The organism is Streptomyces aculeolatus, assembly GCF_020400605.1.
Lineage (GTDB): Bacteria > Actinomycetota > Actinomycetes > Streptomycetales > Streptomycetaceae > Streptomyces > Streptomyces aculeolatus.
Map to the genome: position 1 here is coordinate 359081 of NZ_JAINRD010000002.1, position 23065 is coordinate 382145.

The 23065-nt window shown below is 75.3% G+C and carries 19 protein-coding genes; 11 read left to right on the forward strand and 8 right to left on the reverse strand.

Going from position 1 to position 23065, the window contains the following annotated elements; translation table 11 throughout:
* The first annotated feature begins 12 nt into the window (after positions 1-12).
* Genes LG396_RS05895 through LG396_RS05925 form a run of 7 tightly spaced genes read left to right on the forward strand, consistent with a single transcriptional unit; the run spans position 13 to position 7893 of the window.
* Positions 13-1572 (forward strand): sugar ABC transporter ATP-binding protein, encoded by a 1560-nt coding sequence (locus tag LG396_RS05895; RefSeq protein WP_225793912.1) that lies wholly within the window; start codon positions 13-15, stop codon positions 1570-1572.
* Positions 1569-2762, forward strand: a complete 1194-nt coding sequence (locus LG396_RS05900; protein ID WP_100301170.1) for an ABC transporter permease — start codon at positions 1569-1571, stop codon at positions 2760-2762. The genes LG396_RS05895 and LG396_RS05900 overlap by 4 nt, the downstream gene beginning before the upstream one ends.
* Entirely contained in the window at positions 2759-4249 is a 1491-nt protein-coding gene (gene xylB, locus LG396_RS05905) for a xylulokinase (protein ID WP_225793913.1), read from the forward strand. Before LG396_RS05900 ends, xylB begins: the two co-directional genes overlap by 4 nt.
* Entirely contained in the window at positions 4246-5286 is a 1041-nt protein-coding gene (locus LG396_RS05910) for an NAD(P)-dependent oxidoreductase (RefSeq protein ID WP_225793914.1), read from the forward strand. The genes xylB and LG396_RS05910 overlap by 4 nt, the downstream gene beginning before the upstream one ends.
* On the forward strand, positions 5283-6011 hold the full coding sequence (locus LG396_RS05915; protein WP_225793915.1) for a bifunctional 4-hydroxy-2-oxoglutarate aldolase/2-dehydro-3-deoxy-phosphogluconate aldolase: 729 nt from the start codon (positions 5283-5285) through the stop codon (positions 6009-6011). The genes LG396_RS05910 and LG396_RS05915 overlap by 4 nt, the downstream gene beginning before the upstream one ends.
* Positions 6008-6955 (forward strand): saccharopine dehydrogenase NADP-binding domain-containing protein, encoded by a 948-nt coding sequence (locus LG396_RS05920; protein WP_225793916.1) that lies wholly within the window; start codon positions 6008-6010, stop codon positions 6953-6955. Before LG396_RS05915 ends, LG396_RS05920 begins: the two co-directional genes overlap by 4 nt.
* Complete coding sequence (locus LG396_RS05925; RefSeq protein ID WP_225793917.1) at positions 6952-7893, forward strand: phosphotriesterase family protein; 942 nt, start codon at positions 6952-6954, stop codon at positions 7891-7893. The genes LG396_RS05920 and LG396_RS05925 overlap by 4 nt, the downstream gene beginning before the upstream one ends.
* Positions 7894-7920: 27 nt before the next feature.
* Here LG396_RS05925 and recQ read toward each other — a convergent pair whose 3' ends face one another.
* Positions 7921-9750 carry a DNA helicase RecQ gene (gene recQ, locus LG396_RS05930; RefSeq protein ID WP_225793918.1) on the reverse strand — a complete coding sequence of 610 codons (1830 nt, stop codon included), beginning with the start codon at positions 9748-9750 and terminating at the stop codon, positions 7921-7923.
* 159 nt (positions 9751-9909) lie between these two features.
* Between recQ and LG396_RS05935 the strand changes: the two genes are divergently transcribed.
* Positions 9910-10059, forward strand: coding sequence for a hypothetical protein (locus LG396_RS05935; protein ID WP_225793919.1), 150 nt, complete (start codon positions 9910-9912; stop codon positions 10057-10059).
* Here LG396_RS05935 and LG396_RS05940 read toward each other — a convergent pair.
* The 5 genes from LG396_RS05940 to LG396_RS05960 all read right to left on the reverse strand — a co-directional run bounded on the left by LG396_RS05940 (position 10056) and on the right by LG396_RS05960 (position 14987).
* Positions 10056-11060, reverse strand: a complete 1005-nt coding sequence (locus LG396_RS05940) for a proline racemase family protein (RefSeq protein WP_225793920.1) — start codon at positions 11058-11060, stop codon at positions 10056-10058. The two genes, LG396_RS05935 and LG396_RS05940, sit on opposite strands and share 4 nt — an antisense overlap.
* 117 nt (positions 11061-11177) lie before the next feature.
* The gene (locus LG396_RS39620; protein ID WP_225793921.1) at positions 11178-12785 is read right to left on the reverse strand and encodes an FAD/NAD(P)-dependent oxidoreductase; all 1608 of its coding nucleotides are present in this window, start codon (positions 12783-12785) and stop codon (positions 11178-11180) included.
* On the reverse strand, positions 12782-13108 hold the full coding sequence (locus tag LG396_RS05950; RefSeq protein WP_225793922.1) for a (2Fe-2S)-binding protein: 327 nt from the start codon (positions 13106-13108) through the stop codon (positions 12782-12784). Before LG396_RS05950 ends, LG396_RS39620 begins: the two co-directional genes overlap by 4 nt.
* On the reverse strand, positions 13095-14288 hold the full coding sequence (locus tag LG396_RS05955) for an NAD(P)/FAD-dependent oxidoreductase (RefSeq protein ID WP_225793923.1): 1194 nt from the start codon (positions 14286-14288) through the stop codon (positions 13095-13097). The genes LG396_RS05950 and LG396_RS05955 overlap by 14 nt, the downstream gene beginning before the upstream one ends.
* A gap of 63 nt (positions 14289-14351) precedes the next feature.
* Positions 14352-14987 (reverse strand): helix-turn-helix domain-containing protein, encoded by a 636-nt coding sequence (locus LG396_RS05960; protein WP_225793924.1) that lies wholly within the window; start codon positions 14985-14987, stop codon positions 14352-14354.
* A 263-nt stretch (positions 14988-15250) separates the two neighbouring features.
* Here LG396_RS05960 and LG396_RS05965 point away from each other — a divergent pair, with 263 nt between their 5' ends.
* The gene (locus tag LG396_RS05965) at positions 15251-16369 is read left to right on the forward strand and encodes a peptidoglycan recognition protein family protein (RefSeq protein WP_037748631.1); all 1119 of its coding nucleotides are present in this window, start codon (positions 15251-15253) and stop codon (positions 16367-16369) included.
* Positions 16370-16476: 107 nt separating this feature from the next.
* On the opposite strand, the gene LG396_RS05970 is transcribed toward LG396_RS05965, so the two are convergent.
* On the reverse strand, positions 16477-17160 hold the full coding sequence (locus LG396_RS05970) for a hypothetical protein (RefSeq protein WP_225793925.1): 684 nt from the start codon (positions 17158-17160) through the stop codon (positions 16477-16479).
* 281 nt (positions 17161-17441) lie between these two features.
* On the opposite strand from LG396_RS05970, the gene LG396_RS05975 reads away from it, so the two are divergent.
* Positions 17442-19778 carry a serine/threonine-protein kinase gene (locus LG396_RS05975; RefSeq protein ID WP_225793926.1) on the forward strand — a complete coding sequence of 779 codons (2337 nt, stop codon included), beginning with the start codon at positions 17442-17444 and terminating at the stop codon, positions 19776-19778.
* A 15-nt stretch (positions 19779-19793) separates the two neighbouring features.
* Here the strand turns inward: LG396_RS05975 and LG396_RS05980 are convergent, their stop codons facing one another.
* Positions 19794-20546 carry a TetR/AcrR family transcriptional regulator gene (locus tag LG396_RS05980; RefSeq protein WP_225793927.1) on the reverse strand — a complete coding sequence of 251 codons (753 nt, stop codon included), beginning with the start codon at positions 20544-20546 and terminating at the stop codon, positions 19794-19796.
* 169 nt (positions 20547-20715) lie between these two features.
* Here LG396_RS05980 and LG396_RS05985 point away from each other — a divergent pair, with 169 nt between their 5' ends.
* Positions 20716-22938 carry an MMPL family transporter gene (locus LG396_RS05985; protein ID WP_225793928.1) on the forward strand — a complete coding sequence of 741 codons (2223 nt, stop codon included), beginning with the start codon at positions 20716-20718 and terminating at the stop codon, positions 22936-22938.
* Positions 22939-23065: the final 127 nt, after the last annotated feature.

Below are 23065 nucleotides of genomic sequence, written 5' to 3' on the forward strand. Positions count from 1 at the left end.
AGCCTGCGGGGCGTGGGAAAGAGCTATCGCGCCGTCACGGCGCTGGCCGACGTGGACCTGGACATCGCGCCGGGCGAGGTGCACTGCCTCGCCGGCGAGAACGGCGCCGGGAAGTCCACCCTGATCAAGGTGCTGACCGGCGCGGTGGCCCGCGACGGCGGCACGTACCGGGTGCGCGGCCGCGAGATGCGCACCCACGTCACTCCCGCGGAGGCGCGCGCCGCCGGCATCGGCGTGGTGTATCAGGAGCTGAGCCTGATGCCCGAGCTGACCGTGGCGAGCAACCTGAGCATGTTCGGGATGCCCGGCCGCGCCGGCTGGGTGGACCGCCGCCGGCAGCGCGCGCAGGCCCGCGAGATGCTGGCCCGCGTCGGCCTGGCCGACCTGGACCCGCGCACCCGCGTGTCGGAACTGACCACCGCCACCCGGCAGTTGGTCGAGATCGCCCGGGTGCTGGGCCAGGACGCCCGGCTCGTCGTCTTCGACGAACCGACCACCGCGCTGTCCGCGCAGGAGGCGGACGCGCTGCTGGCCCGCATCGCCGCGCTGCGCGACGAGGGCGTCTCCGTCCTGTACGTCACCCACCGGCTGGAGGAGATGTTCGCCGTCGGCGACCGGGTGACTGTGCTGCGCGACGGCCGGCTGGTCGAGACCCGGCCGATGGCCGACTACGACGAGGACTCCCTCGTGCAGTCGATGGTCGGCCGCCGGATCGAGAACCTCTACCCCGGCGAGCGCGCGCGGCCCGGCGACGTACGGCTGGAGCTGCGGGGCCTGCGCCCCGCCGGCTTCCCCGCGCCGGTCGACCTGACCGTACGCCGCGGCGAGGTCGTGGGCCTGGCCGGGCTGCTCGGCTCCGGGCGCACCGAACTCCTGCGCGCCGTCTTCGGCGCCGACCCCGTGCTCGGCGGCGAGATCCTCCTCGACGGCCGCCGCGTCAACGCCACGTCCCCCCGCGCCGCCGCCCGGGCGGGGCTCGGGCTGCTGCCCGAGGACCGCAAGGAGTCCGGGCTGCTGCTGGGGCTGAGCATCGAGAAGAACGTCGCCATCGCCAGCCTGCCGCGCACCGGCACCCTCGGGGTGCTGCGCCGCCGCCGGATGCGCGAGCACGTCACCGCCGCCTCCGAGGGCCTGCGCATCAAGCTCGGCGACTGGAGCGACCCGGTCTCCTCGCTCTCCGGCGGCAACCAGCAGAAGACGCTGGTCGCCCGCTGGCGGGCCACCGGCGCCAAGGTGCTGCTGCTCGACGAGCCCACGAAGGGCGTCGACGTCGGCTCCAAGGCCGACATCTACCAGGTGATCGCCGAACTGGCCGCCGACGGCCTGGCGATCGTGGTCGTCTCTTCCTACCTCCCCGAGCTGCTGGGCCTGTGCGACCGCGTCGAAGTGGTGCGCCAGCGCCGGCTGGTGGGCTCGCTGCCCGCCGCGGAGGCCACCGAGGAGGCCGTGCTGCGGCTGGCGAGTCCCGTGGGCCCGGCGGCCGGCGCGGACCCGGCCGCGGCCCCCGCCGCCCCCGCGGCCGGCCCGCCCGGCCCCGCCGAACCTTCCGCACCGTCCCTGGAGAACCGATGACCGACCTCGCCAGAGCCACCGCCCCCGCCGCAGGCGGCGGCACGTCCAAGGGCATCCAGTTCGGCAAGCGACCCGCCCGGCAGCCCGCCGACGGGGAGATCCTGCGCCTGGGCCAGGTGCTGGGCCGCACCTCCGGCGGCATCCCCGTACTGCTGGTGCTGGCCTTCGCGCTGACCATGTCCACCGAGTCGTTCCTCACGGGCACCAACCTGGACAACCTCGGCCGGCAGGTGTCCATCTTCGCGATCATCGCCGTCGGCCAGCTCATCGTCATCCTCACCGCGGGCATCGACCTGTCCGTCGGCTCGGTCGTCGGACTGTCCGGGATCGTCGCCGCCAAGATGGTCTACGACACGAGCGGCGGCCTGCCCATCCTGGCCGCCGTGCTCCTCGCGCTGCTCGTCGGCGCCGCCGCCGGGCTCGTCAACGGCCTGCTGGTGGCGTTCCTCAAGATGCCGCCGTTCATCGTGACGCTCGGCATGATGGGCGCCGCCCGCGGCGCGACCCTGCTGCTCAGCGACGGCCGCACCGTGCAGCCGCTCCCGGACGGATTCGCCGAACTCGGCGGCGGCAGCCTGCTGGGCATCTCCCATCTGACCTGGCTGATGGTGCTCATCACGATCTTCTTCGCGCTGCTGCTGCGGCGCACCGTCTGGGGCGAATACGTCTACGCCGTCGGCTCCAGCGCCGAGTCCGCGCGGCTGACGGGCGTGCCCGTACGCCGCGTCCTCGTCAGCGCGTACGTGCTCTCCGGCACCCTCGCCGCCGCGGCCGGCGTGCTGCTCGCCTCCCGCCTCGGCAACGGCGTGCCCACCTCCGGCAACGGCTACGAACTCCAGGCCATCGCCGCCTGCGTGATCGGCGGCGCCAGCCTCTTCGGCGCCAAGGGCAGCGCGCTGGGCGCACTCGTCGGCGCGCTGGTCGTCGGCATGCTCAACAACGGCGGCACGCTGCTGGGCATCGACCCCTTCTGGCTCCAGATCGTCATCGGCGTGCTGATCCTCGCCGCCGTCGCCACCGAGCACGTCCACAACCTGCGCCGCGGCGGCAAGGCCAAACCGGCGGCGCGCGACGGGCAGCGGGGACAGGCCGACGGCACGCCGCAACCGGACGCGCCACAACCGGATACGGGGGCCGCGGAGGACAAGACTGCCGGTGAGCCGACCCCGACGAAACGAGCGGCACCATGATCATCGCGCACGACCTCGGCACCACCGGCGACAAGGCCTCGCTGCACGCCGACGACGGCACCCCGGTCGCCGCCCTGACCGAGCACTACAGCACCGACTTCCGCGCCGGCGGCGTCGCCGAGCAGGACCCCGAGGTGTGGTGGCGGGCCGTGTGCGCCGCCACCCGGCGGCTGCTGGAGCACACCGGCGTACGCCCCGCGGAGGTGTCCGCCGTCGGGTTCAGCGGCCAGATGATGGGCGCGGTGCTGCTCGACTCCGCGTACCGGCCGGTGCGGCCCTCGCTGATCTGGGCGGACCACCGCAGCCAGGAGCAGGCCGACCGGCTCGTCGCCGCGCTGGGTGCCGAGCGGGCGTACCGCCTGCTCGGCCACCAGCTCCACCCCACGTACTCGCTGACCAAGGTGATGTGGGTACGCGACCACGAGCCGGAGGCCTTCGCCCGGGTCGCCCACGTCTGCCTGGCCAAGGACTACGTCGTGCACCGCCTCACCGGCGTGCTGGCCACCGACCGCTCCGACGCCTCCAGCACCAACGCCTACGACCAGCCCGCCGGCGCCTGGTCCGCCGAGGTGCTGGCGGCGGCCGGCATCGACGCCGGGCTGTTCCCCGAGATCGTGCCGTCCACCACCGTCGCGGGCGGGCTGCTGCCCGAGGCGGCGGCGGCCACCGGGCTGGCCGCCGGCACGCCCGTCGTCCTCGGCGGCGGCGACGGCCCGCTGGCCGCGCTGGGCGCCGGGGTCATCGACCCCGCCGACGGCGCGTACACCTACCTCGGCTCGTCCTCCTGGGTCTCCCTCTCCGCCGAACGGCCGCTGCACGACCCGCGGATGCGCACCATGACCTTCGACCACGTCGTCCCGGGACGCTACGTGCCCACCGCGACCATGCAGGCCGGGGGCGCGTCGCTGGACTGGGTGGCGGAGGTGCTGCGCCCCGGCCAGGGCGGGGACCGCTTCCCCGAGCTGCTCGCGGCGGCGGCCGACGCCGACACCGCCGGCCTGTACTTCCTGCCGCACCTGCTGGGCGAGCGCTCCCCGTACTGGAACGCCGCCGCGGCCGGCGCGTTCCTCGGCCTCACCCGCCACCACGAGGAGGCCCACCTGACCCGCGCGGTGCTGGAGGGCGTGGCGTTCAACCTCGCCACCTGCGTCGGCGCGTTCCGCGAGGCCGGCCACCCCGTCGACCGCGTGGACGCGATCGGCGGCGGCGCGGCCAGCGACCTGTGGCTGCAGATCCTCGCCGACGTCTGGGGCGCGACCGTGCGCCGCCGCAGCATCGTCGAGGAGGCCAACAGCCTGGGCGCCGCCGTCACCGCGGGCGTCGGCGCGGGCCTGGTCGACGGCTTCGCCGTGGCCCGCGACCTGTCCGAAGTCACCGCCGAGTTCACTCCCGACCCCGGCCGGCACGCCGACTACCGGCGGCGCCACGCCCTGTTCCTGGAGGCGTACGAGCGGCTGGAACCGTGGTTCGCGAAGGAGAAGCGATGAGCGGAAGCACGGCCGGAGACGGCGCGGCGGGAACGCCCGGCGCGGCCGGCGTGGCGCCCATGGTGCTGGTGACGTCGCGGTCCTTCGGCAGCGGCACCGCGCCCGTCGAGGCCGAACTCGCCGCCGCCGGGCTGCGCGTGGTGCGCGGCTCCACCGTCCACGACCCGGCGGAGCTGGCCCCGCTGCTGGCCGATGCCGTCGCCTGGATCGCCGGCACCGCGCCGGTCACCGACGCGCACCTGGCCGCCGCGCCCCGGCTCAGGGTCGTCGCGCGCTACGGCGTCGGCGTCGACAGCGTCGACCTGGCCGCCGCCGCCCGCCGCGGCGTCGCCGTCACCAACACCCCCGCCGCGAACAGCGACGCCGTCGCCGACCTCGGCGTCGCGCTGCTGCTCGCCGCGCTGCGCGGCGTCGCCGCCGGGGACCGGGCCGTACGCGCCGGGTCGTGGCAGCCGCGCCGCGGCCGGGAGCTGGGCTCCCTGACGCTCGGCGTCGTCGGCCTCGGCCGGGTCGGGCGCGGGGTGGCGCGGCGCGCCGCCGGGTTCGGCACCGAGGTGCTGGGGCACGACCCGTACCTGGACCCGGTGGTCTTCGAGGTGCTGGGCGTCCGCCGCACGCCGCTCGCGGAGCTGGCCCGGTGGTGCGACGCGGTGAGCCTGCACGCCCCCGGCGGCACCCGGGTGGTCGACGAGCGGTGGCTCGCCGGGGCCCGGCCGGGGCTGATCGTCGTCAACACGGCGCGGGCCGACCTCGTCGACGAGCACGCCGTCGCCGCGGCGCTGCGGGACGGCAGGCTCGCCGCGTACGCCGCGGACACCCTCGCGGGCGAGGGCGGCGCCGCCGCCGAAAGCCCGCTGCTGGCCGCGGAGTTCGCCGACCGGGTGGTCCTCACCCCGCACCTCGGCGCGCAGACCGTCGAGGCGGTGGACCGGATGGGCGCGGGCGCCGTACGGGCCGTCCTCGACGTGCTCGCGGGCCGCGAGCCCGCGCACCCCGTACCCCTGCCCGTACCCGCCACCGAAGAGAGCGCACCGTGACCGCCCAGCAGCCCCCGTCCCCCCTCGCCGGCCTGCGCCGCGCCGGCGTCGTCGCCGTCCTCCGCGCCCCGACCCCGGAAGGCGCGCTGGCCGCGGTGGCGGCGCTGGTCGACGGCGGCGTCACCGGTATCGAGATCACGTACTCCACGCCCGACGCGCCCGCGGTCATCGCCGAGGTACGCGCCCGCCACCCCGAGGCGCTGGTGGGCGCGGGCACCGTGCTGACCCCCGCGCAGGCCGCCGCCGCGGCCGACGCCGGCTCGGCCTTCCTGGTCAGCCCCGGCACCACCCCCGAACTGGCCGCCGCGATGCTGGAGACGGGCCTGCCCGTGCTCTCCGGCGCCCTGACCCCCGGCGAGGTCATGACCGCCACCGCCCTCGGCGTGCACGCGGTCAAGGTCTTCCCCGCCTCCCTCGGCGGCCCCGGCTATCTGCGCGCGCTGCGCGGCCCGTTCCCCGACGTGCCGCTTGTGCCCACCGGCGGGGTCTCCGCCGGCAACCTGGGGGAGTGGTTCGGGGCCGGCGCGCTGGCGGTCGGCGCGGGCGGCGAGCTGGCCTCGTCCGCGGACATCGCCGCGGGGCGCTGGGACTCGCTGACCGTACGGGCCCGGGCGTTCGCCGCGGCGCTGGCCGAGGCCCGCCGGGACGCGTCCGGCGCGGGCGACCCGGGCGACCCGGGCGACCCGGGCGACACGGCCGCCCCGGGTGCGGAGGCGGTCCGTTGAGCGCGGAGACCGAGGCCGCCGCAGGCACCGCCGCGGACACGGCGGCCATGGCCTTCGTCGGCGTCAGCACCGGCGAGTCGTCCATCATGCGGATCTTCCCCGAGTGGGCCCGCCTCCTCGGCCTGCCCACCGCCCGGCTCGTCGGCTTCGACCTGCCGCCGGACGCCGAACCCGCCCGCCACCGGGCCGTGGCCGAGCGGATCCGGCGCGACCCGCTGCTGCTCGGCGCGCTGATCACCACGCACAAGATAGGCGTGTACCGGGCCGCCGCCGACCTCTTCGACGAGCTGGACGACTTCGCCAGGCTGTGCGGCGAGGTCTCCTCCGTCTCCAAGCGGGACGGCCGCTTCGTCGGCCACGCCAAGGACCCGCTGACCGCGGGCCTGGCCATCGAGGAGTTCCTCGCGCCGGCGCACTTCGCCGCCACCGGCGGCGAGCTGCTCTGCCTGGGTGCCGGCGGCGCCGGCACCGCGATCGCCTACTACCTGGCCCGCCGACCCGACGCCCCCGCCCGCATCGTCTGCACCGACCGCTCCGCCGACCGGCTCGCCGAGCTGGCCGACGTGCTCCGGCGCGGCGGCGCGGACCCGGCCCGGCTGCGTACCGTCGTCACCGAAGGGCCCGCCGACGAACTGCTCGCGGCGGCGCCCCCCGGCACCCTCGTCGTCAACGCCACGGGCCTCGGCAAGGACCGGCCCGGCTCGCCGCTCTCGCCCGCGGCGCGCTACCCGCGCGGGGCCGTGGTGTGGGAGCTGAACTACCGCGGCGCGCTCCCGTTCCTGCACGCCGCGCGTGCCCAGGCAGCCGACCGGGACCTCGAAGTGGTCGACGGCTGGCGGTACTTCATCCACGGCTGGTCCCAGGTGACAGCGGAGGTGTTCGGCCTGAGCCTGGACACCGCGACCGTCGACCGGCTCTCCGCCGCCGCCGAGGCCGTCCGGTGAGCGTGCGCACGGTCCTCGGCGACCTGCCCGCGGACCGGCTCGGCAGGACCGACTACCACGAGCACCTCTTCCAGGTCTCGCCGCTGCTGCCCGGCGACGAACTCGACGACGAGGCGCGCAGCGGGCAGGAGGCCGCGTACCTGCGGGCGGCCGGCTTCACCGCGATGATCGAGGCGACCCCGGTGGGCCTGGGCCGCGACCCGGCGGGCGTCGCCCGCATCGCGCGGGCCGCGAGGCTGCACGTCGTGCACACCACCGGCGCACACCGCGAGCCGCACTACGCGCCCGGCCACCCGCTGCTCGCGAGGACGGAAGCCGAGCTGGCCGCGCTCTTCACCGCCGAGCTGATGGACGGCATGTACGCGGACGCGGAGCTGACGGTGCGGACCGGGCCCGCCGTGCGTGCCGGGATCGTCAAGGCCGGCGTCGGGTACTGGTCGATCAGCCCGTTCGAGCACCGGGTGCTCGCGGCGGCCGGTGCCGCCCACCGGGCCACGGGGGCGCCGGTGATGGTGCACCTGGAGTACGGCAGCGCGGCGTTCGAGGTGCTGGACGAGCTGGCCGGGCACGGGGTGCCGGCCCACCGGGTCGTCCTCGCGCACGCCGACCGCAACCCCGACCCCGGGCTGCACGCGGAGCTGTGCGCGGCCGGCGCGTACCTCGGCTACGACGGCATGGCCCGCCACCGCGGCCACCCCGACTCGACCGTGCTGGGCTGCCTGCTCGCCACCGCCGAGCGCGCCGGACCCGACCGGCTGCTCCTCGGCGGCGACGTCGCCCGCCGCGCCCGCTACCGCGCGTACGGCGGCATGCCGGGCCTGGACTACCTGCCGCGCCGCTTCCTGCCGCGCGTCGCGGCCGAGGGCGGCGAGGCGCTGGCCGACGCCGTCACGGTGGCCAACCCGGCGCGGCTGCTGGACTGGAGCGGCACGCCCTGAGGCCGCGGTCCCTCAGCCCGGGGCCCTTCAGCCCGCGTCGTCCTCCGCGACGGTCTGCAGGATCGCCTCGCCGTACTTCGCGAGCTTGTTCTCGCCGACGCCGCTGACCGACCCCAGCGAGGCGAGCGACCCGGGGCGCTCGGTGGCGATCTGCCGCAGCGTCGCGTCGTGGAAGATCACGTACGCGGGCACCCCCTGCTCCTTCGCCGTCGCGCCGCGCCAGGCGCGCAGCCGCTCGAAGAGCGACGCCGCCTCCGCGGGCAGGTCGACCGCCTCCGCGCGCTTGGACCCGGACTTCGCCTTCGCGGCCTTCGCCGCCCGCTTGGGCTCGGTGCGCAGCGGCACCTTGCGGCCCCGGTACAGCACCTCGTCGGCTTCCTCGGTGAGCACCAGCGTGCCGTAGTCGCCCTCGACGGCCAGCAGCCCCTTGGCGAGCAACTGCCGTACGACACCGCGCCACTCGTGCTCCGCGAGGTCGTCGCCGACGCCGAAGACGGACAGGGTGTCGTGGTCGTGCTGGATGACCTTGGCGGTCTTGCGGCCCATCAGGATGTCGACGATCTGCCCGGCGCCGAACTTCTGCCGCCGCTCGCGCCGCAGCCGCACCACCGTGGACAGCAGCTTCTGCGCGGCGACCGTGCCGTCCCACGACTCCGGCGGTGTGAGGCACGTGTCGCAGTTGCCGCAGGGGGAGCCGCTCTGGCCGAAGTACGCGAGGAGCTGCGAGCGCCGGCAGTCGACGCTCTCGCAGAGCGCGAGCATCGCGTCGAGATGCGCGCCCGCCCGCCGCCGGTGCGCGTCGTCGCCCTCGGAGCCGTCGATGAGCTTGCGCTGCTGCACCACGTCCTGCAGCCCGTACGCCAGCCAGGCGGTGGACGGCTGGCCGTCGCGGCCGGCGCGGCCGGTCTCCTGGTAGTACCCCTCGACGGACTTGGGCAGGTCGAGATGGGCGACGTAGCGCACGTCGGGCTTGTCGATGCCCATGCCGAACGCGATGGTGGCGACGATCGTCATGCCCTCCTCGCGCAGGAACCGCGACTGGTGCTCGGCGCGGGTCGCCGCAGGCAGGCCGGCGTGGTACGGCAGCGCGTCGATCCCGTTGCGCACGAGGAACTCCGCGGTGTCCTCGACCGACTTGCGCGACAGGCAGTAGACGATGCCCGCGTCGCCCGCGTGCTCGGTGCGCAGCAGCTCCAGGAGCTGCTTCTTCGGCTCCCGCTTGGGCACGATGCGGTACTGGATGTTGGGCCGGTCGAAGCTCGCCACGAAGTGCCGCGCCTGCTCCAGCTGGAGCCGGCCGGCGATCTCCGCGTGCGTGGCCTTGGTCGCCGTCGCGGTCAGGGCGATGCGCGGCACGTCCGGCCAGCGCTCGGAGAGCGCGGACAGCGCGAGGTAGTCGGGCCGGAAGTCGTGGCCCCACTGCGAGACGCAGTGCGCCTCGTCGATGGCGAACAGCGCGATGGTCCCGCGGTCGAGCAGCCGCATCGTGGACTCCACCCGCAACCGCTCGGGCGCCAGGTAGAGCAGGTCGATCTCGCCGGCGACGAACTCCGCCTCCACCATCCGCCGCTCGTCGGGATCCTGCGTGGAGTTCAGGAACCCGGCCCGCACCCCGAGCGCGCGCAGCGCGTCGACCTGGTCCTGCATCAGGGCGATGAGCGGCGAGATCACCACACCTGTGCCCGGCCGCACGAGCGCCGGGATCTGGTAGCACAGCGACTTGCCGCCGCCGGTGGGCATCAGCACGAGGGCGTCGCCGCCGCCCACGACATGGTCGATGATCTCCTGCTGGCCCTCGCGGAACGACTCGTAGCCGAAGACCTTGCTGAGGACCTGCAGCGCCTCGGTGGAACTCATCCGGCGAGTTTATGCCCCACCACCGACACCCCGCGGGCATACCTCCCGACCGGCCGGGCGGGGCGGCAGCCTATCGTCGGACGCATGCCGAGCGCTCCGGAATCCTGGACAATACGCCACTTTTCGCAAGCCAATCCCGCAGGTCCCGGCTGTGACAGCGTGCCGGCGCTCCTGCGGAGACTGGCCGATTCGATCGAGGCGCTGGGCCCCGTCGAAGTCCAGCATGTCGTCATCGAGTCGGAGGCGACCGAGCACGGGCTCTGGCGGTCGGGGACGGTCTACTTCCACCCGCCCGACCGGGACGTCTAGAGCGTGAAGCCGGCGGGGAAGGGGTCCTCGGGGTCCAGGAGGTACTGGCCCATGCCCGTGATCCAGGCGCGGCCCGTGACCGTGGGGACCTGCGCGAGCAGGTCGCCGACCTCCGTCTCCGCCTCCAGGCGGCCCGTGAACAGAGTGCCGAGCAGCGACTCGTTGACGAAGTCCGCGCCCAGTTCCAGCTCCCCGCGTGCGTAGAGCTGCGCCATCCGCGCCGACGTGCCGGTGCCGCACGGCGAGCGGTCGAACCAGCCCGGGTGGATGACCATCGCGTTGCGCGCGTCCGCGGAGCCCTCCGCGGGCGGCGCCGTCAACTGGACGTGCTTGCAGCCGGAGATCCCCGGGTCCGCGGGGTGCACCGGGCGGTTCTGCTCGTTGACCGCGTCCATGATCGCCAGGCCCGCGGCGAGCATCCGCTCCTTCTCCGCCTTCGCGAACGGGATGCCGAGGCTCTCGATCGGCAGGATGGCGTAGAAGTTGCCGCCGTACGCCATGTCGTACGCGACCCGCCCCACCCCCGGCACCTCGACGGCCGCGTCCAGCTCCAGCGCGAACGACGGCACGTTGCGGAACGTCACCGACTCCGCCCGCCCGCCCGAGACCGCGACCCGGGCGATCACCAGCCCCGCGGGCGTGTCCAGCCGGACCTCCGTGACCGGCTCGGTGACCGGCACCATCCCGGTCTCCACCAGCACCGAGGCCACGCCGATCGTGCCGTGGCCGCACATCGGCAGCAGGCCGGAGACCTCGATGTACAGCACGCCGTAGTCGGCGTCGGACCGGGTCGGCGGCTGGAGGATCGCGCCGCTCATCGCGGCGTGCCCGCGCGGCTCGTTCACCAGCAGCTGCCGGATGTCGTCCATGTTCTCGGCGAAGTACTCGCGGCGCTCGGCCATGGTGGCGCCCGGCACCACCCCGACGCCGCCGGTGATCACCCGGGTCGGCATCCCCTCGGTGTGCGAGTCGACGGCCGTGAAGTAGCGGGAGGCGCGCACGTCACACCCCCGCCCGGGCGGCGGGGAAGGCTCCGTCGAACGTCTCTTGCGGCATGGCGGTCTCCTTGGCGTGGGCGGTGTGGCGGTACGGCGGTGTTGCGGCGGTACGGGGACGGGTCACTGCGGTCGCGCTTCCGGATCCGCCTCCGGCGGTTCCGCCAGCTCGCCCAGCCGCACCGGCGAGGCGATCGGGCGCCGCGCGAACGCCGCCGCGTCCGGCACGCCCGTCAGACAGGCGACGTTGGGGCCGCACACGCGCCCCTGGCACTGGCCGAGCCCGGCCCTGCTGACCAGCTTCACGGCGCGTACCCCGAGCGCGTCGCGCTCCTGCACCGAGCGGTGCAGCTCGCCGTACGCGACCTCCTCGCAGCGGCAGACGAGGGTGTCCTCGCGCAGCCACGTACGCCACCCGTCCCGCACCGGGTACGCCCGCGCCAGCGCGGCGGCGAACCTGCGCCCGGCCCGTGCCCGGCGCAGCGCCGCGGCCGGGGGCGCCGCGCGGGCGCCGAGGAGCCGGGCCGCGGCGGTGCCCGCGACCTCGCCCTCCGCGGCGGCCGGGGCCGCGCCGCCGACGCCCGTCAGCTCGCCCGCCGCGAACACCCCCGGCACCGATGTGGCCTGCGCGGCGTCGACCGCGACGAACCCGCCGTCGAGCGCGCAGCCGGCGGCCAGGGCCGTCTCCAGCTGCGGTACGAACCCGAAGCCGACGCACACCGCGTCGACCGGCGTCCGCCGCTCGCTGCCCGGCACGATCCGCCACCCGGCGTCGAGGCGCGCCGTGGTGACCGCCTCGACGCGGTCCGCACCGTGCGCGGCGACGACGGCGGTGCGGCGCCGGTACGGGATGCGGCGGCGGGCCAGCAGCGCGGCGTAGCCGGCGAGTTCGCCGAACTTGCGCCACCCGGCGGCGGCGTCGGCGGGCCGGTGCAGCCAGGCCGTGACCGGCTCCCCGGCCTCCAGCACCCCGGCGACCTCCGCCCCGACCGCCGTCAGCGAGGCGGCGACCGGCAGCAGGAACGGCCCGGTGCCGGCCAGCAGCACGCGCTCGCCGACCCGCACGCCCTGCCCCTTCGCCAGGGCCTGCGCGGCGCCGGCGGTGAAGACGCCTGGCAGGTCCCAGCCGGGGAAGGGCAGCGCCCTGTCGTACGCGCCGGTGGCCAGCACCAGCGCGCGGGTCTCGACGCTGCGCCCGGTACGGCCCGGGCCGTCGGCGGGCCCGGTGCGCAGGTGCACCCGGTGCCCGCCGCCGGGCACCGGCTCCAGCGCCCAGACGACGGAGTGCGGCAGGTGCTCCACGCCGGGCGGCAGCGCGAACCGGTCGCGGCCGGCGAGGGAGTTCTGCCGGTGGTACTGCCCGCCGAGCGCGGCACCGGAGTCCACGAGCAGGACGCGGACGCCGAGCCGGGCGGCGGCCCGGGCGGCGGCCATCCCGGCGGGGCCGCCGCCGATGACGACGACGGGGGAGCGGCGGGGGACGCCGGGCCCGGCGGCCCGGTCCATGCCGGCGGGGTCCGGGCCGGCCGTGCTCGCACCGGGCGGGCCGGCACCGAGCCGTCCGGCGCCGGGTGGTTCCGCGCCGGGCGGGTCCGCGCCGGGCGGGTCCGCATCCGGCGGGTCCGCGCCGGGACCTTTCGCGACCTGTCCCGCCACGCCGGTCCGCTCCGCCGCGGGGCCGTGCCCCCCGGGCTCACCAGCGCCCTGCCCGTTCTCCTCGGGGGCGCTCACGCCGGCAGCTCCGCGCCGTCCTGGGTGCGGATGTCGTCGCCGTCGCGGACGAGGCGCTGGCAGGCGCGTACGTCGGGGGCGCCGTTGACGACGACGAGGCAGTCGTGGCAGACGCCGATGCCGCAGAAGACGCCGCGCGGCCGGCCACCGCCGCGGGTCGTCCGCCAGGAGACCCGGCCGAGCGCCAGCAGCAGCCCGGCGACGGTCTGCCCCGACTCGGTGACCAGTTCCTCCCCGTCGACCCGCACGATCAGCAGGCTCCCGGCCCGCCCCGCGGCACCGGCGCCGCCGCCCTGCTCCGGCCCCCGCCTACGCCGCCTCATCGGCCGCCGCCTTCCTCATGACCCCCGGCCGGTCCACCCGGAACGGCTTCGCGTCCGTCTCCGGCGTCCGCCCCGTGAAGAGGTCCGCCAGCAACTGCCCCGTGCCCGCCGCCAGGCCGATGCCCGCGCCCTCGTGCCCCGTGGCGTGCCACAGCCCGGGCCGCCGCGGGTCCTCGCCGATCACCGGCAGGTGGTCCGGTACGTAGGGCCGGAAGCCGCCGTACGTGCGGATCACCGGCACCCCGGCGAGCACGGGGAACAGCCCGGCCGCCTTGCGCGCCAGCTCCCGCAGCACCGCGACCCGCACGGTCTCGTCGAAGCCGACCCGCTCCCGGCTGGAGCCGACGAGCACCGTTCCGGACCGCGTCGCCTCTACGACGGTGGACGTCTGCAGGTCGGCGGTGCCGCCGGCGACGGCGCCGACGTAGTCGGCGTCGTAGACCTTGTGCCGCACCGTGCCCGCCGGCAGCGCGGCGGTGACGAGGACCATCCCGCGCCGCGGCAGCACCGCGACCGGGGCGCCCGCCGAAGCGGCGAACCGGCCGGCCCACGGCCCGCAGGCGTTGACGACCGCGCGGCACGGCACGGTGCCCCGGTCGGTGCGCACGCCGGTGACGGCGCCCGCGGCGCCGGTCGTGACCCCCAGCGCGGTGACGCCGGAGCGTACCCGCCCGCCCCGCGCCCGTACCGCCGCGAGCAGCGCGGTCGTCGCGAGCACCGGCTGGAGCTGGCCGTCCTGCGGGTAGTGCACGGCCGCCGTCACCGCCGGGGTGAGGTGCGGCTCCAGGGCCCCGGCCTCGGCCGGGGCGACCGGCTCCGCCCGGACGCCCGCGGTGCGCTGGGCGGCGGCGAAGTCCGCGAGCGCGCCGGCCGCCGCCGGTGTGGTGGCGACGACGAGGCCGCCCTTGGCGTCCCACTCCGCCTCCGCGCGGCGCGGCCCGAGCAGGTCGCGCAGTTCGGCGAGGAGGTGGGGCCAGCGGCGGCGGGAGTGCTGGGCGAGGGCCAGCTCGGGTCCCGGCGCCTTGTCGGATACCAGGACGTTGCCCTCGCCGGCGGCGGTGGTGCCGCTCGCGGGCGCGCCGCGGTCCAGCACGGCCACCGAGAGTCCGGCGGCGGTGAGCGCCTCGGCGCAGGCCGCGCCGATCACACCGGCGCCCACGACCACGACGTCGTACGCCACGTGCCGCCACCTCCGTTCATTAAAACGAACGGCAACGAGCGTATGGAGGCCGCAGATCGGCGGTCAAGCCCCTGTTCCGGGTACGCGTTGTGCGTTCTGTCGGGGCGCCGGCACGGCGCACGAGGCGACCGGCGGGACCGGGTGCGCGGCGGCCGGGTACTCCAGCATCAGCACCGAGAGCACCGGGCCCTCGACGGTCTCGTAGAGGTGCGGCGCCGCGGCCGGGAAACAGACGTAGTCGCCGGGGCCCAGCTCGTACGGCGCCTCCGGCGGGCCCACCCGGAGCCGCCCGGACGTGACGACGACGTGCTCGCGCCCCGGGTGGCCGGCGGAGTGCTGCACCTCGCCGGGGCGCACCCGCTGGTCGTACAGCTCGACGACCGTGTCGGTGAGGTCCATGCGGCGCAGCATCCGCAGGTCGACCGCGTTGCTGCTGAGCACCTCGAGGCCCGCGGAGCGGACGAGCAGCACGTCCGGGTCCTCGCGCTCGGTGAGCAGCGACGACACCGGAACCCCCAGGGCGTTCGACAAACTGAACACCGTCTCGATGGTGGGGTTCCCGGTCCCGGACTCCAGCTGCGACAGCGTGCCCTTGGCGATCCCGGAGGCGCGCGCCAGCCCGGAGAGGGTGAGTCCCGCCTGCGTCCGCAGCGCCCGCAGGTTGGCCCCGAGCACCCGGCCTGCCTGTTCCCGTACCACCGGACCTCCTCGACAGTCGTGCGAGAGGCTACCCCGCGCCCGGCGAGGCGGCGACGGACGTATTCACTATTCGCGTATCGTCGTTTTCATTGGTCGGCCCATTGGCGCGCGGGAGTTGACCCCAATTCCCCGTGAAATTGGGGCCGTTGTTACTCAGGGGTTGTCGTGTGCATGTCCCGGATGTTTTCATGGCCGACCGGACATGCGCGCGCACAATCCTTGATCCCCCCACATCCACCCCCCACCTGAAGAAGGAGACCAGGATGGCTGCACATCCGGGTTTCGACCGCCGCGCGGTGCTGCGCGGCGGACTGACCGCCTCCGCGGCCGGAGCGCTCGGGCTCGGCGCGGCGGGTCTCGCACACGCCGCGCCCAGGTCAGCGACCACCTCCGGGGCCGTTGCGGCCCCCGCCCCGCCCCGCGGCGCCCGCCCGCTCGCCGCGCCCGAGCCGCGCATCTACACCACCGCGGAATGGGGCGCCCGACCGCCGGAAATCGACATCGTCGTCCTCGACCACGTGCCGACGTACATCGTCGTCCACCACACCGCAGAACCCGGCAACAGCGAGGATTACTCGCTCGAACACGCAATGGAAATCTGCCGGTCCATCCAGAACTTCCACATGGACACCCAGGGCTGGGGCGACACCGGCCAGCAGTTCACCATCAGCCGCGGGGGCTACTCCCTCGAAGGCCGGCACCAGAGCCTGGACGTCGTCCGCGGCGGCACCCAGCACGTGCAGGGCGCCAACGTCGGCGGCCGCAACAGCGAGGTCATCGGCATCGAGAACGAGGGCCTGTACGTCGACGTCGACGTGCCCCCCGCGCTGTGGGACGCGCTCGTCGCTATGGTCGCCTGGATGGCCGGCCAGTACGGGCGGCCGGTGGAGAACATCATGGGCCACCGCGACTTCAACTCCACCCAGTGCCCCGGCGACGTGCTCTACGGGCGCCTGCCGGAGCTGCGCGAGGCGGTGGCCGGAGTCCTCGGCGCGCCGCGGCCGGAACGGGCCGCCGTCTGGCCGCTGCTGCGCCCCGGCGACAGCGGGCCCGTGGTACGCGCGGCGCAGCACCTGCTGCGCGCCCGCGGGTTCACCGGCCTGCCGGCCGACGGCCTCTTCGGGCCGTCGACGAAGCGGGCCGTGGCGAAGCTCGCGGAGTCCAGTGGAGTCGAACGGCACTCCTGCTCGGCCGAGTTCCACAAGCGCACCGACGAGACGGGCTACCTCGGCTCCGACATCTGGCCGCTGATCACCCCGCGCGGGCGCGCCGGGGCGGACGGCGAGGTCGCGAAGGCCGTCGACACGCTGCTCGGCCGCGGACGGCGGGCGCCGTCGAGCCGGGAGCTGAACACGGCGGTGTGGAAGCAACTGCTGTCCTGAGGACCGGATCGCGCCGGGCCCGGTCGCGTACGGCCTGATCGCGTACGCAACGACACCGCGACCGTCGCGTCCGCCCCCTCCCCGGGGCGGCGCGGCGGTCGCCGGTGTCAGCGGCGGCCCGTCACGTACGGCCGGAGCTTGTCGGCGAGGGCTTCGGTGGTGACGAGCTGGAAGTCGTCGGCGATATAGAGGGCCGAGTCCGGGCACGTCTGTTCGGGGCTCGTCGTGCCGTCCAGAGCGAACGTCGTCACCGGCTCGCCGGTGGCGGCCTCGAAGACCCGGTAGATGTACCGCGCACTCTGGACGTCGACCTCGCCGTCGCCGGTGTTGTTCGCGCCGCCGAGGTAGGTGCAGGTACCGACGGTCCGGCTCGGGTGCTCCCAGTCGTCGTACTGGCAGACCACCAGCTGGGTGTCGTGGTTGTCGTATGCCGGATCCCAGCCGTCGGGCAGATACGGCGGTTCGCTCTCCGCGCCGGGGACCTCGTCCTTGAACAGCACGGCGGGGTGCGGCCCCGGACCGTCGTAGGCGGGGCCCTCGGGCAGGTACGCCTTCACCTTGCCGGCCTCGAACGGCTCCTTGAAGTCGCAGACCTCCTCGCTGCTCCGCACGGTCTGCCGCGCCGGCGGGGGCGGCGTACGCGGCAGCGGGTCGTGGGAGGACGTCGGGCTCGCGTCCTCCGGACCCTTCGCGTCGTCGCCGCCGTCACCGCCGGAGCAGGCGGCAGGCCCCGCCAGCCCGGCGGCCACGACCAGCACGAGCCCGGCCACGCCCCGCCGCACGCGTCCCACGATGCCCGCTCCCTCCCGCCACGACCGGCGTCCGCCCGAACCGTACCGCCACGCCCCGGGACGGGTCCCCGCCGATCGGGGGCCGGTCCCGCCGAGGCCGGCGACCCGGGTCTCTCCGGCCGCGCGCCCCGCAGTGCCCGCTCTTTCCCACCGCGCACCGCCCCCGCCCCGGGCGGGGACCGCGCGGTTACCGCCAAGGTCAACTACCCGGGGCCTCCAGGTGGTTGGGTAGGGGGTGAGCAGTGCCGGAGGGTGTGGTCCGGCGCGGAAGGAGGAGCGCTGTGGAGCCGCTGGCGGCTGGGGACCCCGCGCGGGTGGGCGACTTCGTGCTACGTGGCCGCCTGGGCGCGGGCGGCATGGGGGAGGTGTTCCTCGGCCGGTCGCCCGGCGGCCGCGCGGCGGCGGTGAAGGTGGTGCACGCCCATCTGGCGCGGCAGCCGGAGTTCCGGAGCCGGTTCCGGCGGGAGGTGGCCGCCGCGCGGTCGGTCAGCGGCGCGTACACCGCGCCGGTGATGGCGGCGGGCCCCGAGGACGATCCGCCGTGGATCGCCACTCTGTACGTCCCCGGCCCTTCCCTCGCCGACGCCGTGGGCGCGGCGGGGGCGTTCCCGGAGGACTCGGTGTGGCCGCTGGCGGCCGGGCTGGTCGAGGCGTTGCAGGCCATCCACGCCCAAGGGCTCCTCCACCGCGACCTCACACCGGCGAACGTGCTGCTGGCCGCGGACGGCCCGCGCGTGATCGACTTCGGGATCTCCCGGGCCATGGACGGCACCGTGCTGACCGGGACCGGTGCGACGATCGGCACGCCCGGCTTCATGTCCCCCGAGCAGGCCCAGGACGGCGACGTGCGGCAGCCCGGCGACGTCTTCTCCTTCGGCGCCGTGCTGGCCTACGCCGCCGGCGGCGTCGAGCCGTTCGGCCGCGGCGCGCCGCTGGGCGTCCTGCACCGCGTGGTCACGGCGGAACCGCGGCTGGACGGCGTGCCGGAGCGGATACGCACCGTCGTCGCCGCCTGTCTGGCGAAGAACCCGGACGACCGGCCCACCCCCGCCGACATCCTCGGCCTGATCGCCGCGGAGTGGGACCCGGGCGACGACTTCCCGGGCGCGGCGCCGTGGCCCGAGGCCGTGAACACCCTCATCCAGGCCCGTGCCGTACCGTCCACGGCGCGCGACTCCGCACGCGGCACCGCCCCGAACACCGAGCCGGACAGCGCACCGCCGCCACCGCACGACGCGCCCACGATGACCGCACCCCCGCGGTACGAGCCCACCCAGCCCGCCGACCCGCCCCCGGAGCCCGAGCCGCGACCCGGGCCCGCCGCCTCCGGTCGCGTACCGAAGGAGGACCGCCCCCGCGCGCTGCGCCGCCGCCACCGGCAGGCCCTCAAGCTCAGGAGGACGGGCGAGCACGAGGAGTCCGCCCGCCAACTGGCCCAGGTCGTCGCGGACCGCACCCGCGTGCAGGGGCCCGACCACATCGACGTCCTCTACAGCCGCCAGCACCACGCCATGGCCCTCGCGGACGCGGGCCGGGAGGCGGAGGCAGCGGAGCTGCTGGGCGAGCTGGTCCCGGAGTTCGTGCGCCGGCTGGGGCCGGAGCACCGGAACACCCTGACCACCCGCCGGAGCCACGCCGAGGCCCTCGGAAACTCGGGCCGGCACGAGGAGGCCGTCCGCCTGATGGCGGACGTCCTCCCGGACTCCGTGCGCGTGCTCGGCGCCGAGCACCGCGACACGCTCCTCGCCCGCCACATCCACGCCTGCAACATCGCGGACATGGGCGACTACGCGGAGGCCGCTCGTCTGTTCACCGTCCTCCTCGACGACCGGATCCGGGTGCACGGGCGCAAGCACTTCAAGACCCTGGTCGCCCAGATGCTCCACGCGCATTTCACCGGAGAGGCGGGGGACCACGCGGAGGGCGCCCGGCTGCTGGGCGAACTCCTGCCCGACCTGTCCCGGGTGCGGGGCCCCGACCACCTGGAGACCCTGGCCGCCCGCGGCGGCCGGGCCCGTCACCTCGACCTGGCGGGGGAACACGGGGAGGCGGCACGCGAGTACGCGGAGTTGGCCGCCGACAGAGCCCGCGTCCTGGGGCCGGACCACGAGGAGACCCTGCGCGCGCGTGAGCGCCACGCCTCCCTTCTCGGTGCGGTGGGCGAACACACGGAGGCGGCGCGGCTGCACGCCGAGGTTGCCGTCGACCGCGCGCGCGTCCAGGGCCCCGACCACTACGACACCGTGCTCGCCCGCCACCTCAGCGCGTGGGAGATGGGCGAGGCGGGGGAGTACGCCGAGGCTGCGCGGCTGATGGGCGAGGTCGCGGCCGACTGGGAGCGCACCGTGGGGCCCGACCACCGCGACACCATGAACGCGCACCATTTCCACGCCCGTTACGTCGGCGGGACGGGGGACCACGCCGAGGCAGCGCGGCTGATGGCCCGGGTCGCCGCCGAGTGGGCGCGTGTCGAGGGCCCCGACCATCACGAAGTCCAGTTCGCCCGCGAGTGGCAGGCGTACCACCTCGACGAGATGGGCGAGCACGAGGAGGCCGAGCGGCTGAGGGCGGAGGTCGACGCCTGCCGGGCCCGTGCCGAAGGGGCTCCCGCCGCCTGACCGAACGCGCGCGGGCTACGCGGCGTCCGGGATGCGGCGGCGGATGTCGGCCAGCAGGTTGCGCATCGACATGCGGAACAGCTCGGCGCGGTGTTCGCCGAGGAACGAGGTGTGGCCGAACACCTCCAGCACCACCAGCCCGTGCATGTGCCCCCACCCGCTGAACAGCAGCGCGAACGCCGCCGGGGGCAGCGCCCCCGGGTCGTCCGGGCGCAGGGGGCCGAGGTGGGCGCTGAGTTCGGGGGAGAGCGGCGGGATCTCGGCCGCCATGAGCTGCTCGTACGTGTACCCGCCGAACAGCTCGCGTTCGAAGACGGCGCTCATCCGGCGTACCGCCTGCGTGGTCGGCCCCTCGGCGGGCGCCGCGTAGTACCGCAGCGGCGTGCCGTAGATCAGCTGGAACCGCTCCGGGTTGGCCACGGCCCAGCGGCGGTAGCCCTCGGTCGCGGCCACGAACCCCGCCCCGTCGCCCCCGTCCCCGTCGCCTTCTCCGGCCCCGCCCGTGTCCGCGGCCTCCTGCACCGCCGCCACCAGGTCGTCGTACGTCTTGGTGATGAGCGTCGTCAGCAGCGCGTCCCGGCTGGGGAAGTAGTGGTACAGCGCCTGCACCGTCATCCCCAGCCCCCGCGCCACCGCCCGCAGCGACAGCGCCGCCGGGCCGTGTTCTGCGATGTGCGCCTCGGCGGCGTCCACGATCTCCCGGACCGCGACCGCCCGGCGCCGCTCGCGCACCGACAGCGGGCGCGCGGGTCGTTCGTCCACGGCCATGCCCCCCCGTCCCGCCGCTTCCGCGGCGGCTTGTCAGAAAAACTTAACACTGCCAAATTCCCCGCCGCCTGACTACCGTCGTGCGCGCCGGCTCCCCCTCCCCATCGCCCCGGACCGGCTCTTGCCATCCACCGGACATATCGCATTACATGCCTAAAGGAGAACCCTCGTGTTCAACCGCATAGCCGAGCTGGCGATCCGCCGGTCCCGGCTGGTCCTCGTCGTCGCCGCCGTGGTCGTCGCCCTCATGGGCGCCCTCGGTGCCGGCGCGTTCGCCCAGCTCAAGGGCGGCGGCTACGACGACCCGTCGTCCCAGTCCACCCGGGCCGGCGAGATCATCGACGACAAGTTCGGCGGGGAGACGAACCTCGTCCTGCTCGTACGGGCCGCGCGGGGCGGCGCCGACGTCGACGCCCGGCCGGTCGCGGAGGGCGGCCGGGACCTGGTGGCCGAACTGAAGGCCGACGACCGGGTCACCAACGTCGTCTCCTACTGGGACGCCGGCAACCCCGCCCTGCGCTCGGAGGACCGCGGCGAGGCCCTCGTCCTCGCCCACGTCGAGGGCGAGGACACCGAACGCGCGGAGAACGCCGAAGGCGTCGTCGACGCCTTCACCGGGGAGCGGGCCGGCGGCCTCGACGTCCGGGCCGGCGGCGGCAGCGCCGTGGACACCGAGATGTCGCCGCAGGTGCAGAAGGACCTGGTGCTCGCCGAGGCGATCGCCGTGCCGCTGACGCTGGTGCTGCTGCTGTTCGTCTTCGGCAGCGTGGTCGCGGCGCTGCTGCCCCTGGCCATCGCGCTCATCGCCATCGTCGGCACGTTCGCACAGCTCTTCGTCCTCGGCAGCGTCACCGACGTCTCCGTCTCCGCGGTCAACCTGACCACCGCCCTCGGCCTGGGCCTGGGCATCGACTACGCGCTGCTGATGGTCAGCCGGTTCCGCGAGCAGCTCGGCACGGGCGCCTCCGTCGCCGACGCCGTGCGGACCACGGTGCACACCGCGGGCCGTACCGTCGTGTTCTCCGCCGCCACGGTGGCCGCCGCGCTCGCGGCGCTGATGGTCTTCCCGCAGTACTTCCTGCGGTCCTTCGGCTACGCCGGGGTCGGCGTCGTCGCCATCGCCGCGCTGGGCACGCTGTTCGTGATGCCGGCGCTGCTCGCCGTGCTCGGCCACCGCGTCAACAGCGGGAAGCTGCCGTGGGCCCGGCCCGGGCGCGGGGACTCGCGTTCGCCGCTGTGGGGAAGGCTGGCCCGTACCGTCATGCGGCGGCCCGCGGTCACGGCGCTGCCGGTGCTCGCCGTGCTGCTGCTGGCGGCGAGCCCGCTGCTGGGCATCACGTTCGGCACCCCGGACGAGCGGGTGCTGCCGGAGGACTCCGAGAGCCGGCAGGTCGCCACGGTGCTGCGCGAGGACTTCGCCGGCAACGACGACGGGGCCGTCCACGTCGTCATCGACGGGGCCGTCGCCGACGCCCCGCTCGCGGTGTACGCGAGTGAACTCTCCGCGCTGGACGGCGTCGTCCGGGTCGAGACCGGCACCGCGACGTACGCGGCCGGGGAGCCCGCCGGCAAGGGCAACGCCGCGCTCGGCCGCCCCGACGCGCAGCAGCTCAGCGTCGTCGGCGAGGCGGCGCCGAAGTCGGACGCCGGCCAGCGGCTGGTCGAGGACGTACGCGCGGTCGCACCGCCCGGGGGCGCCGACCCCCAGGTCGGCGGGACCGCCGCCGCGCTCGTGGACTCCAAGGACTCGATCTCCGACCGGCTGCCGATCGCCGTCGCGCTCGTCGTGTGCACCACCTTCCTGCTGCTCTTCCTCTTCACCGGCAGCGTGGTGCAGCCGCTGCGCGCGCTGGTGCTCAACCTCGTCAGCCTGGGGGCGACCCTGGGCGTGATGACGTGGATGTTCCAGGACGGCAACCTCTCCTCGGTCTTCGGCTTCACCGCCCAGCCGATGGAGGTCTCGATGACCATGCTGATGTTCTGCATCGCCTTCGGCCTGTCCATGGACTACGAGGTGTTCGTCACCAGCCGGATCAAGGAACTGCACGACCGGGGCGCCGACACCGGCACCGCCGTGGCCGACGGCCTCGCGCACACGGGACGTATCGTCAGCGCCGCGGCCTGCCTGCTCGCGGTCAGCTTCTTCGCCTTCGGGACCGCCCAGATCAGCTTCATGCAGATGTTCGGCCTGGGCAGCGGGCTGGCCATCCTCATCGACGCGGTGGCCGTACGCGGCGTCCTCGTACCCGCCGCGATGCGCCTCCTCGGCCGCTCCGCCTGGTACGCCCCGGGCCCGCTGCGCCGGTTCCACGGCCGCTTCGGGCTGAGCGAGAGCGGCCCCGAGCCGCAGACCGCGGTGCCGCCGCCGCCCCGCCTGACCGGCAAGCGGTGAGCGGCAAGGCAGCCGTCAAGAAGTGATCGGTGACCGGCCCCGCCGCGGCGGGGCCGGTGCGCCGCGTGCGGCCCGTGTTCATGTCGTTGAAGAATAAATCAGTCTGCTTCGGGCTTTGCCTCCCATC